The organism is Vibrio qingdaonensis (assembly GCF_026191675.1).
Taxonomy (GTDB): Bacteria; Pseudomonadota; Gammaproteobacteria; order Enterobacterales; family Vibrionaceae; genus Vibrio; species Vibrio qingdaonensis.
The window spans coordinates 14,723-27,072 of the sequence record NZ_JAKRRY010000023.1 but is presented as its reverse complement, the minus strand read 5'-3'; the positions used below and the strand labels follow the sequence as shown (position 1 = coordinate 27,072).

The 12,350-nt window shown below is 45.7% G+C and carries 9 protein-coding genes, 1 pseudogene and 1 riboswitch; of the genes and pseudogenes, 3 read left to right on the top strand and 7 right to left on the bottom strand.

Features of this window, described 5'->3' with window-relative positions; translation table 11 throughout:
• Positions 1-75 precede the first annotated feature (75 nt).
• Positions 76-1,413 carry an exodeoxyribonuclease VII large subunit gene (gene xseA, locus MD535_RS16180; RefSeq protein WP_265676067.1) on the bottom strand — a complete coding sequence of 446 codons (1,338 nt, stop codon included), beginning with the start codon at positions 1,411-1,413 and terminating at the stop codon, positions 76-78.
• 243 nt (positions 1,414-1,656) lie between these two features.
• Here xseA and guaB point away from each other — a divergent pair, with 243 nt between their 5' ends.
• The 3 genes from guaB (at position 1,657) to MD535_RS16165 (ending at position 5,760) form a co-directional block, all read left to right on the top strand.
• On the top strand, positions 1,657-3,120 hold the full coding sequence (gene guaB, locus MD535_RS16175) for an IMP dehydrogenase (RefSeq protein ID WP_265676066.1): 1,464 nt from the start codon (positions 1,657-1,659) through the stop codon (positions 3,118-3,120).
• A 116-nt stretch (positions 3,121-3,236) separates the two neighbouring features.
• Positions 3,237-4,790 (top strand): glutamine-hydrolyzing GMP synthase, encoded by a 1,554-nt coding sequence (gene guaA, locus MD535_RS16170; protein ID WP_265676065.1) that lies wholly within the window; start codon positions 3,237-3,239, stop codon positions 4,788-4,790.
• 316 nt (positions 4,791-5,106) lie between these two features.
• On the top strand, positions 5,107-5,760 hold the full coding sequence (locus MD535_RS16165; RefSeq protein WP_265676133.1) for an acetate uptake transporter: 654 nt from the start codon (positions 5,107-5,109) through the stop codon (positions 5,758-5,760).
• 106 nt (positions 5,761-5,866) lie between these two features.
• Here the strand turns inward: MD535_RS16165 and MD535_RS16160 are convergent, their stop codons facing one another.
• The 6 genes and pseudogenes from MD535_RS16160 to thiD form a co-directional block, all read right to left on the bottom strand.
• Complete coding sequence (locus tag MD535_RS16160; RefSeq protein ID WP_265676064.1) at positions 5,867-7,417, bottom strand: alanine/glycine:cation symporter family protein; 1,551 nt, start codon at positions 7,415-7,417, stop codon at positions 5,867-5,869.
• A 332-nt stretch (positions 7,418-7,749) separates the two neighbouring features.
• Positions 7,750-8,403, bottom strand: a complete 654-nt coding sequence (gene tenA, locus MD535_RS16155; protein WP_265676063.1) for a thiaminase II — start codon at positions 8,401-8,403, stop codon at positions 7,750-7,752.
• A 144-nt stretch (positions 8,404-8,547) separates the two neighbouring features.
• The gene (locus MD535_RS16150; RefSeq protein WP_265676062.1) at positions 8,548-9,495 is read right to left on the bottom strand and encodes an ABC transporter substrate-binding protein; all 948 of its coding nucleotides are present in this window, start codon (positions 9,493-9,495) and stop codon (positions 8,548-8,550) included.
• An 18-nt stretch (positions 9,496-9,513) separates the two neighbouring features.
• Positions 9,514-10,239: pseudogene (locus MD535_RS16145) on the bottom strand (ABC transporter permease); the annotation flags it as partial.
• 85 nt (positions 10,240-10,324) lie between these two features.
• Positions 10,325-11,077: an ABC transporter ATP-binding protein gene (locus tag MD535_RS16140; protein ID WP_265676060.1), complete on the bottom strand. Its 753-nt coding sequence runs from the start codon at positions 11,075-11,077 to the stop codon at positions 10,325-10,327.
• Positions 11,078-11,091: 14 nt separating this feature from the next.
• The gene (thiD, locus tag MD535_RS16135; RefSeq protein ID WP_265676059.1) at positions 11,092-11,910 is read right to left on the bottom strand and encodes a bifunctional hydroxymethylpyrimidine kinase/phosphomethylpyrimidine kinase; all 819 of its coding nucleotides are present in this window, start codon (positions 11,908-11,910) and stop codon (positions 11,092-11,094) included.
• 63 nt (positions 11,911-11,973) lie between these two features.
• Positions 11,974-12,073: riboswitch (TPP riboswitch) on the bottom strand.
• Positions 12,074-12,350: the final 277 nt, after the last annotated feature.

Below are 12,350 nucleotides of genomic sequence, written 5' to 3'. Positions count from 1 at the left end.
TAAACAGAGCCCAGTAATCGCGTTATTACAGGGCTCTGTCTGTGCTCTAATTGATGTGGATTTGTGCTAGCTGATCTAACCGGTAGTGATTGTTGTAACCGTGGCTTCAATCGAGCCTTTATCGAGTTTAGTCGTTATTGTCTTACCTACTTCCACTTGCGAGGCAGATGTAATGACATTGCCCTGCGAGTCTTGGGTAATTGAATAGCCGCGTTTTAATGTTGCCAGTGGACTTACTGTGTCTAGCTTTTCTACACTGAGCGTATACTGATGGCGAAGCTGAACGAGTTGACGCTGCATCGCTTGCTTTAAACGTTGCTCACTTTGTTGCAGTAAAAATTGCTGTTCACTTAGTTTTTTGACCGGAGAATTTAGTGCTAAGCGATGTTCTTTTGCTTTTAGGCGCATCGTTTCTTGTGACAAGCGCCGACGGATAGCAGCAGTTAATCGATATTCGGCTTCGTCGAGTCGCTGATGTTGTCGCTGAAGTTGATGCTTAGGGTGCAAGGCGTTTAAGGCCTGAATATTGTGTTGTAGCTGATGCTTTCGCTCAGCAAGGTACACTCTGAATACATTGTGCAGTTGCTGTACTTTTGTGGTTAGCGATTGCTTTTTATGCGAGGTGTCATTGCTGACTAACTCAGCTGCGGCACTTGGGGTCGGCGCACGAACGTCAGCAACATAGTCGGCGATGGTGACATCAATTTCGTGACCTACCGCGCTAATGATTGGGATCTGACTCGCGGCGATGGTTCGTGCGACGATTTCGTGATTAAAGCACCATAGATCCTCTAAAGAGCCGCCGCCACGACCGACGATCAGTACGTCACATTCATTTCGGCTATTCGCGCGTCCTATCGCTTGTGCGATTTCAATCGCGGCATGTTCTCCTTGAACGGTTGTCGGGTAAACGACGACGGGCAAACTAGGATCACGGCGTTTGAGAACGTCTAAGATATCGTAAAGTGCCGCACCAGTCTTAGAGGTAATGACTCCCACACGTTTAGGGTGGGCAGGAAGTGGGTGTTTTAATGACTGCGCAAAGAGCCCTTCTGCGGCCAATGACATCTTCAGTTTTTCAAACTCTTGCTGTAGACGACCATCCCCTTCTGGTTGCATCGACTCGATGATAAGTTGATAGTCACCACGTGGTTCGTATAACGATAAGCGCGCTTTAACTAATACTTGGTTACCATTGACGGGTTTAAACGAGACATGGCGATTACTGCCTTTAAACATCGCGCATTTAACTTGTGCGCGCGCGTCTTTAAGCGTGAGGTACCAATGGCCTGAAACCGGAGAGGAAAAGTTAGAAATTTCACCAACTAACCAGACAATACCCATTTCATTTTCAAGCAATAAGCGCACTTCTGCATTGAGGCGAGAAACAGTAAAAATGTTCTGATTTTTCACAGAGGAATTCGATACGGAACGTGGAGAAAGGGACACAGCTAATCTCTAAGACGTGAGTATGGAAATTAGCGACAACATAATACATATCAAGGCCTATAATGCAAATAAAAAATGGAAAAATGAGTAGCCAAGCGATTACGCGCAGCGTATAATCCCACCGCAATATCTAGCCCAAACCCCTTATTATGCGAAACGATAAGGGCGGGTTAATTCCTTAAACTCCTCTGTTGTGAGATATTGCAAATGCTAAGAATTGCCAAAGAAGCGCTGACGTTCGATGACGTTTTACTCGTTCCAGCACACTCCACCGTTCTCCCGAATACAGCCGATCTTCGCACTCGGTTGACCAAGAATATCAATCTTAATATTCCGATGATCTCTGCGTCCATGGACACAGTGACTGAAGCTCGCCTAGCGATTGCGCTAGCGCAAGAAGGTGGTATTGGTTTCGTTCATAAAAACATGTCTATCGAACAACAAGCTGAGCAAGTTCGTCTGGTTAAAATCTTTGAAGCAGGTGTGGTCACTAACCCTGTAACGGTTCGCCCTGAAGCAACCATTGCAGACGTTAAAGCACTGACTGAGAAACATGGCTTTGCTGGTTTCCCTGTGGTAACAGAAACAAACGAGCTTGTTGGTATCATCACTGGTCGTGATGTTCGTTTTGTTACTGATTTAAGCAAAAAAGTTGAAGTCGTCATGACACCTAAAGCGCGCTTAGCCGCGATTAAAGAAGGTGCATCACGTGAAGACGTACAAGAAGAAATGCATCGTGCCCGTGTTGAGAAAGTCCTTGTCGTAAATGATGAATTCCAACTAACCGGCATGATTACTGCGAAAGACTTCCATAAAGCTGAGCGTAAGCCTAACGCATGTAAAGATGCACAAGGTCGTTTACGCGTAGGTGCAGCCGTTGGCGCTGGTGCAGGCAACGAAGAGCGTGTTAAAGCGTTAGTTGAAGCTGGTGTTGACGTACTACTGATCGATTCTTCACACGGTCACTCTGAAGGTGTACTTCAACGCATCCGCGACACTCGTGCTCTTTACCCTGATCTAGAAATTATTGGCGGTAACGTGGCAACAGCAGCTGGTGCACAAGCATTGATCGATGCGGGTGTGAGCGCAGTTAAAGTCGGTATCGGCCCTGGTTCAATCTGTACGACTCGTATTGTTACTGGCGTAGGTGTACCACAAGTTACCGCGATTGCTGATGCAGCATCGGTGGCTAATGAACACGGTATTCCAGTCATTGCTGATGGCGGTATTCGTTTCTCTGGCGATATCTGTAAAGCGATTGTGGCTGGCGCATCTTGCGTGATGGTTGGTTCTATGTTCGCTGGTACTGAAGAAGCACCAGGCGAAGTGATTCTTTATCAAGGCCGTTCTTACAAAGCTTACCGTGGTATGGGTTCTTTAGGCGCGATGTCTCAAGGTTCATCTGACCGTTACTTCCAAACTGACAATGCCGCTGACAAACTTGTTCCTGAAGGTATTGAAGGTCGTATCGCTTATAAAGGTCGCCTTAAAGAGATCGTTCACCAGCAAATGGGTGGCCTTCGTTCAAGCATGGGGCTTACAGGCTCTGCAACGATCGAAGATATGCGTACTAAAGCTGAATTTGTACGTATCTCAGGTGCGGGCTTAAACGAATCTCATGTACACGATGTACAGATTACTAAAGAAGCACCGAACTACCGTTTAGGTTAATTCAACGTTGGTAAGAATAATTCTTACGTAAACGTTTGCTTTTTTCCTTGAAGCATAGATGTGAGGCGAGTAAACTCGCCTCCGTTTTCAACACTTAGCTTATAAGATTGCCTAAAATGACGAAAAATATTCATGACCAGCGAATTCTAATCCTAGATTTCGGTTCTCAATATACTCAACTTGTCGCGCGCCGTATTCGTGAAATCGGTGTCTACTGTGAACTTTGGAGCTGGGATGTCGAAGAAGCGGATATCCGCGAGTTCAACCCAGACGGTATTATTCTTTCTGGTGGCCCTGAAAGCGTGACCGAAGCTAACTCACCGCGTGCGCCTCAATATGTGTTCGATTCAGGTGTGCCTGTATTTGGTATTTGCTACGGCATGCAAACCATGGCGGAGCAGCTTGGTGGCAAAGTAGCAGGCTCTGATGAGCGCGAGTTTGGCTATGCAGCAGTACAAGTAACTGGCGAGTCTGCACTGTTTAAAGATCTTGAAAGCACTCAAGATGTTTGGATGAGTCACGGTGACAAAGTTGTTGAAATCCCATCTGACTTTGTTAAAACCGCGCAAACAGATACTTGCCCTTACGCGGCAATGGCAAACGAAGACAAAAAATACTACGGTGTTCAATTCCACCCTGAAGTGACGCACACAAAAAATGGCCTAAAAATGTTGGAGAACTTTGTTCTTAACGTTTGTGGTTGTGAAGGGCTTTGGACTTCAGAATCTATCATTGAAGACGCTGTTGCTCGAATTAAAGAGCAAGTGGGCGATGATGAAGTCATCCTTGGCCTTTCTGGTGGTGTTGATTCATCGGTAGTAGCCATGCTAGCGCACCGCGCGATTGGTGATAAGCTGACCTGTGTATTCGTTGATAATGGTCTACTTCGTTTAAACGAAGCGGATCAAGTGATGGAGATGTTTGGTGACAAGTTCGGACTGAATATTATTCATGTTGAAGCTGAGCAGCGCTTTTTAGCCGCTTTAGAAGGCGAGAGCGATCCAGAAGCCAAGCGTAAGATCATTGGTCACGTATTCGTTGATATCTTCGATGAAGAGTCTAAGAAGCTATCGAATGCGAAATGGTTGGCGCAAGGTACCATCTATCCAGATGTTATCGAATCAGCGGCCTCTAAAACAGGTAAGGCACACGTGATCAAGTCTCACCATAACGTTGGCGGTTTGCCAGACGATATGGAAATGGGGCTAGTAGAACCGTTGCGTGAACTATTTAAAGATGAAGTGCGCAAGATCGGTCTTGAGCTTGGTCTTCCTTACAACATGCTTTATCGTCACCCATTCCCAGGTCCAGGTCTAGGTGTGCGTGTTCTTGGTGAAATTAAGAAAGAATACTGTGACTTGCTACGTCGCGCCGATGCGATCTTTATCGAAGAGCTGCACGCAGCAGACCTTTATAACAAAGTGTCTCAAGCCTTTACCGTATTCCTACCAGTACGTTCTGTTGGCGTAATGGGCGATGGTCGTAAATACGATTGGGTTGTGTCTTTACGTGCTGTAGAAACCATTGATTTTATGACAGCGCATTGGGCTCATCTTCCATACGACTTCTTAGGCAAGGTTTCTAACCGAATTATTAACGAAGTAAGCGGCATTTCACGTGTTGTTTACGATATTTCGGGTAAACCACCTGCAACAATTGAATGGGAATAATCATTCAACTGTAAGAAAAAACCGGCCTAGGCCGGTTTTTTTTGCCTAGCGTTCAGAGATTCCTTAGCCATTAGATTGAGAATAAGTTGAAAATAAAAAAGTGAGCAGTGTTTAGCTTATCAGCTAGTGATATTTTGATTATTTAGGAGGGCGTGGATTGTTGTGTAAAAGCAAACCATTAAATGAAGTTACGCGAGTTAATTCACAACAATAGTGGCTGAAATGCGAGTGTGCCAAATGATAACTGCAAATTATCAATCTAAGATTGCAGATAAGAGATCTGCTGCTTATCACAGAAATAGATTAAAATTTTCCTATAACTTTTGTCACTAAATTTGAAACAGGGCTCTTTTACATGTCGAACAAACTCGCAAACCCAGCACCGTTAGGTCTAATGGGTTTTGGTATGACTACCATTCTTTTGAATATCCATAATGCTGGATTCTTTCCAATCGATTCAATGATTCTTGCGATGGGCATCTTTTATGGCGGTCTTAGCCAAGTTCTTGTGGGTATGATGTGCTTTAAGCGTGGTGATACTTTCGGTACGACAGCCTTTACTTCTTACGGGCTGTTTTGGTTAACACTGGTTGGTCTGATTGTTATGCCATATATGGGTCTACCAGCAAGTCCTGCGAGCTTTATGGGTTGGTACCTGTTGTTATGGGGTATCTTTACTGGTTTCATGTTCATTGGCTCTTTGTGCTACCCAGTGGCTAAGCAAGTTGTATTTGGTTCGCTAACTATTTTGTTCTTCTTGTTAGCGGCTCGTGATTTCACTGGTAGTGAGCTTATCGGTACTATTGCTGGTTTCGAAGGTATCTTCTGTGGTGCAAGCGCTATCTACTTTGCTATGGCGCAAGTCATCAACAATGAGTATGGCCGCACTGTAATGCCAATTGGTGAGAAAAAACCAGCTGAGTCAGTCGCGTCTGTACAAGATGCACCGACGCAAGAAATAGCAGCATAAATTCGAATTCATTCATTTCGGGAACGATGGATGATAAAAGGGGGTAGCGAATGCTACCCCCTTTTTCTTTTTAGTGTAGCGATAAGTTATCGCTATTCACGCATGTTCAAGACTGGGTTTGAGTCTTCACGTCTTTAGGGGCATCACTTTCTGACGTCGCAGCTTTGCCAGTACGTCGCTGATACTTTCCTTCCCAATAATGTGCCCCTTTAATGCCAAGAGCTACAGGATTGAACGTGTAATCTTTTACGCCCTTTTTCTGCTGAGATTCATAATCTTTGAGCGCCAGAAGCGCGGGTTTGCCCATAAAGAAAATGATCACAATGCCGACAATATTGAGCCAGGCCATTAGACCAACACCAATATCACCCATGGCCCAAGCAAGGTTGGCGGCCTTCACTGTACCGTAGAACACGGAAGCCATGATCACCATTTTCAACACAAACATCAGCCCACTTACTTTAAAGGTACGGCGAATGTAAGCAATGTTGGTTTCGGCAATGTAGTAATACGCCAAAATCGTTGTAAAGGCGAAGAAGAACAGTGCAAATGCAATGAACAACTTACCCACGCCCGGCATGGTGCTTTCAATCGCCAGTTGAGTAAACGCAGGGCCATTAGCGCCAACAGTTGCCGCTAGATTTTGCACCAGGAAGGCTTCTTCACCGCTACCGTGCACATTGTAAGCGCCGGTGATTAGGATCATAAATGCCGTGGCAGAACAGACGAGTAACGTATCAATGTAAATTGAGAACGCTTGTACTAGGCCTTGTTGAGCTGGGTGATCAACGTTAGCTGCTGCCGCAGCGTGTGGACCTGTACCTTGGCCCGCTTCGTTAGAGTAAACACCACGCTTTACACCCCAACCAATCGCGGCACCAAATCCAGCCATTGGTGTGAAGGCATCGCCAATGATCATACTGACAATGCCAGGTACTTCACCAATATTTAGAAGAATGATGACGAAGGCAATGATGATATAGGCCAGCGCCATAAATGGCACAACAATTTGAGTGAAGTTGGCAATACGCTTCACGCCACCAAAGATAATGAAACCAAGGATGATTGAAATGACCGTACCGGTGAAAATTTTGGCGAAGCTAAAGGTACCGATAGCCGTTTCAATCATGGGGCCGGTGCCAAATGCGGTCTCAACGGCATTACCAATGCTGTTAGACTGAACGCCCGGAAGTAGCACACCACAGGCAAAAATAGTCGCAATCGCAAAAATCCATGCATACCACTTTTGACCCATCGCTTTTTCAATATAGTAGGCTGGCCCACCACGGAACTGGCCTTCATCTTCCTCTTTATAGATTTGAGCAAGGGTTGATTCAATATAAGCGGTAGCGGCACCAAAGAACGCCACCACCCACATCCAAAAAACGGCACCAGGTCCACCAAAACCGATGGCTGCCGCAACACCTGCAATATTACCAGTACCCACTCGCCCAGACAGCGAAACAGCGAGTGCTTGGAATGATGAGATGCCCTTGTCAGAACTTTTTCCTGACAATAATAGTCGCCACATCTCAAAGAAATGGCGGATTTGTACGAAGCGGGTAAGCACTGAATAAAACAGGCCTGCACCAAGACATAAATAAATAAGAGCGGGACTCCAGATAATCCCGTTCAAAAGATCAACAAATGATTGCATAGTTCTTCCCTGTAAAGCTCGGGTGAATATTCTATGAAGTAAAGCCGTTAGCGTTACGATCTGAATATTCTTGTTATGAAATAGACTGTCTCAATCGTCCTTGCTTGTACGAAAAGCATGAGAAAATCTAAGTGCGAGTGTTTAATTTTATAAAGCAAGCGAGGTCATCCTAACGAATTGTGACCGCGTTGTTAACAGGAGATGTAAAATTTATGTTAACCCGTGACGGTCGGCACAAAATTTCACCAGAAGGGAGTAAAGATGCAGTTTGTTTGTATTTCTGTGTAATGGGCGAGATAAAGGTTGGCGTCATAAGAAGCCAACCTTTAGGGTTATACCGCGTCTAAACCTTGTTGCCAGAAGGCAATTTCCATCCGAGTGGCTGTTTTAAATACGTGTATTAATTCTTGTGCTCGCTGGCTATTGATGTCGATTTCTTCGAGCAGAGAATCTAGACGTTGAATCGCTGTCGTCACCCCTGATTGAAACTCTTCGTTGGCGTACATTTCGATCCAACTGCGGTATGCATTCCCCTCTAAGGTCGTCTCTGTATGTTTGATTCGTTCCGCACCAATCACAGCGTACCCAATGGAGCAAGGTGCGAGAGCGGCGTACAGGTCCACCAACTCGCCTGTCATACCTGCATCTAACACGTAGCGCGTGTAAGCCACCGTGCCAAAGTCTTCTTGTTCAGCTTCCATATCAGACTCACTGATCCCCCACTGATTACAATAAGTGACGTGATGAGCAATTTCACTGTTGAGTAGCGCCAGCACACTTGGTACGGCTTCGCGCATTTGGGCCAGAGTTTTCGCTTTATAAATCGCTAAAGCATAAGCTCGAGCGTATTGTTTTAAGAATAGGAAATCTTGTTTTAGGTAGTGTAAGTAAGCGGTTGGGTGAAGCGTACCGCTCGCAAGTTGTTGAACGAAATCATGCTGCGTGTACGCTTGCCATTCTTCTTGGCATGCGTGTACGCTTGCCATTCTTCTTGGCATGCGTGAATAAGATCTTGGTGATTCATTGAGTGTCCTACCATTATAGAGGTATTAATTGGTCGCATTGCTGTTAGATACTACACAGAACTCAACGCTTTAATTAACGCGCTGAGTTCTAGCGTGACAGGAAAATTAAAGTACGGGAACAAAAGTCTCGGCTTTAGGTTGTGTGGGGATAATCTTGTGTTGATACATAAATTCTGAAAACGCGTCGTACTTCTTGATATCAATAGCAGATGGACGAAGCGCGAATCGCGGCAGCGTATCGCGCCATGCTCGTTTATTTAGCTCATTGTTTAGCGTGTCTGGCGCATAGGCGACAAACTCATTCCAAGAGTCTTGTGGGTGATTCACAATGTAGGTCGTGGCTTTTTCTATTGCACGGTTAAACTTAGCAAGCGCAGCTTTATCGTAGTTGTTGGCATTGGCGACAAATACCAACTCTTCGTAAGTCGGCACGCCATGTTCCTCAGGAAAGAACGCTTTGGCTTTAAATCCTTCAAGTTCGAGCTGATTGGTTTCAAAGTTGCGCAGTCCACCCCAGATTGCATCGACCTGGCCTGATGCTAGAGATGAGGATAGTGCCCAGCCGACGTTAATGATTTTCACGTCTTTGAAATCAACGCCTTGTGATTGCAACATGGTACCGATGGTCGCTTCTTCATTGCCAGCAATCGCAATGCCGATCTTTTTACCTTTTAGATCTGCAAGGGTGTTAATTTTGCCATTATCAATGACCATCATGGTATTTAACGGTGTCGCGATGAGTGTGGCACTGCGGATTAACGGCAGGCCTGCCGCAACATCAATGGTAAGACTGGTCTGGTAAGAGACGGCAATATCGACTTTATTGGCAGCAACAAGCTTTGCTGGTGTGCTAGGGTCGGCGGGCTCTTGGATATTGACCTTTAGCCCTTGTTCCTTGAAGTAGCCTTTTTCATTCGCGATCACAATCGGTCCGTGATTTGGGTTAACGAACCAGTCGAGCATCAAAGTCAGCTCTTTTTCAGCGGCTTGTGATGGTAAAGCTATCGCCATAGCAAGCAGAGCTGCAGAGCCTTTTTTAAACGTAGATATCATGAATCTTCCTTTTGATTATTATTTGTTGTCCCAAGGGATAAAGCGCTTTAGTAGTGTGTCAGTGATGAAATACAAAGACACCGATAAGGCCGCTAGAATAAAGAGTGCTGCAAACATTTCATCGATGAGCATTCGAGCATTGGTCTGTAGCATGAGGTAACCCAACCCTTCACTGGACCCCACCCATTCACCAGCCACCGCGCCAATTGGAGCGATAACTACCGCGACACGAATACCAGAAGCTAAGACAGGGAGAGAAGCGGGTAGGCGAACTCGCCATAGCTGTTGCCAGCGACTCGCTCCCATGGTTTGTGACAGGTCCAGATAGCCTGTTGGGGTCGAACGCAGTCCGTCGTAACAACATGTTGTGACGGGAAAAAAAATAATGAGTGCCGCCATCACCACTTTTGATGCAATGCCATAGCCTAACCAAAGCATTAATATAGGTGCGAGCGCAAAAACAGGGATAGCTTGGCTGGCAATTAGAATCGGTAAAAGCCAGCGCTTGATGGGTTTAAAAAACAGCATTTGTAACGCAAAGAACAACCCCATACTCAGCCCTAGCAATAGACCAAGTAGAATTTCTTTTGCCGTGACCCAAGTATGTTTTAGCAAGATATCGTGTCGACTGATTAGCTTAGAGGCGACATCTTCTGGTGACGGAAGAATAAAGCTCGGCATATTGAATAACACGACAATCGCTTTCCAGATGGCCAAGATCACTAAGGCACTTATGAAGATGCGAGTTAACGAATCAACTGGCGCTGATTTAACGAATGATGACCGATTGCCAGTCGTCTCAGCATTAAATTGAGAAGAGGCGGTCAATTTATTGAGCAGTGTCATCGTCTACCTCCAATAGTTTCAAAATTTGCTGTTGGATAGAGGCAAACTGAGCATCAATGTCTCTAGGTACAGCATTGGGTGGGGGGATGATGGGATGCAATGTTGCAGGCGTGCCGTTCATCACCACAATTTGATGACCAAGCCTTAATGCTTCTTGTGGATCATGGGTGATTAATAGGATCGTTTTCTCAGCGAGAAGGGAGGCCGCTAAGTTTTGTAGCTTGTGCCGGGTAACGGCATCTAGTGCTGAAAAAGGTTCGTCCATTAAAACGACGGGTTTGTCTTGCATCAGTGTCCGAGCGAGCGCGACGCGTTGCTTCTGTCCCCCAGATAACTCGCTGACGGGTTGGTAGGCTTTATTTTTTAGGCCCACCTTATCGAGTAAATTCAGTGCTTGCTCAGTGATGGTATATGTGACTTTTTCGCCACGTAGCTTAGAGGCAAAGCAGACGTTATCGATGACATTGAGCCACGGCATCAATAGATCTTGCTGCGCCATATACGCGATTGACTGCTCTATCTCGATTTCCGGTGACGATGTGAGTTGTCCGCTAAAATGGACGTTGTCTTTTAGTAATCCAGCCACATAGCGAAGCAATGTACTCTTACCACAACCACTTGGACCTAAGATGGCGGTGCAAGTGCCGGATTTAAAATGCACGTTTAGGTTTGAGAAAATCGGTTGCTCGTCTCCGACGTAGGTAAGAGAAGCCTGACTCAATTTAATGTCTATCATGGCGGGCATCGGTATTAATTAAGCGCAAAGAAATGGTGAACAGGACCGTGACCGTGACCAATGGAAAGCTCATCGGCATGGGATATCGCTTGGGTGATGTAGTGTTTGGCGGATTGCACAGCATCAGGAAGGTCTTGACCTTGTGCAAGGAACGACGCAATGGCAGAGCTTAGTGTACAGCCTGTCCCATGCGTGTTCTTTGTGTGGATACGTGTGGTTTCAAAGCGAGATACCTCGGTACGAGTGATGAATAAATCGGTGCTAGTGGCTTCTGACTCTAAGTGTCCGCCTTTGAGCAATATCGTTGCAGTATTAAGGTTTCTAAGTGCTTCAATCATCTCGATCATGTCGGCCTCGGTTTGCGGTATCTCGCAATTTAGCAAAGCCGCGCCTTCTGGCAGGTTTGGTGTGATGATGGTTGCCAGTGGAAGTAGCTCTGTTTTCAACGCATCAATGGCGCTGGACTCAAGCAATAGATCACCACTTGTAGCGACCATGACAGGATCCAGTACGACATAAGGGGGCTGGTATTGTTTAATCTTATTTGCGACGGCTCGAATGATATCGGCGTCAGCGAGCATGCCAATTTTGACTGCCATGACATTAAGATCAGAAAAAACGGCGTCTAGCTGCGCTTCAACAAATGAAGGGGCGATACCCAAGATGCCTGAGACACCTTGTGTGTTTTGCGCGGTCAGCGCGGTAATGACTGAACAGGCGTAGCCACCAGTGGCGGAAATGGATTTAATGTCTGCTTGAATACCTGCACCACCTCCTGAGTCAGAGCCAGCGATAGTCAGAACAATAGGGGTCGTGTTCGAAGGGTTTGCCATTATAGTGCTCCTCGCCAACGTAGGAGCGAGCGCACGGCCACAGTTGCAGATTAACTGCATGGTGAGCAATGTCGATCAGTTCCCTACGTCAGTGTTAACTGAATCAGGTTCAACGGGTCTCACCTATGGTGATCTCAGCAGTAATGCTCCCCGACTAATGAGAAAGGACATTGTTATACAAGCGAGTATTTTTTTCCAGTAATAAAGCCTCACTCTCAAGCATGGATCAACATGTTGGCGTAGTTATTGGAAAAGACTCGATTTAAAAACAGGGTTGTTTTTAATTGGCTATGACTGGTTATTTTTTGTGCAGAGGATAAAGTTGCGGATGAAAAAACGTGCTGCAAGTTGCTTTTTTATGAGCTATCACTCGAGAGTTGCTTAATTTTTAATCATAAAATTATCTCTATTTCCAATACTAACCTCGATGCCGAGAAGGC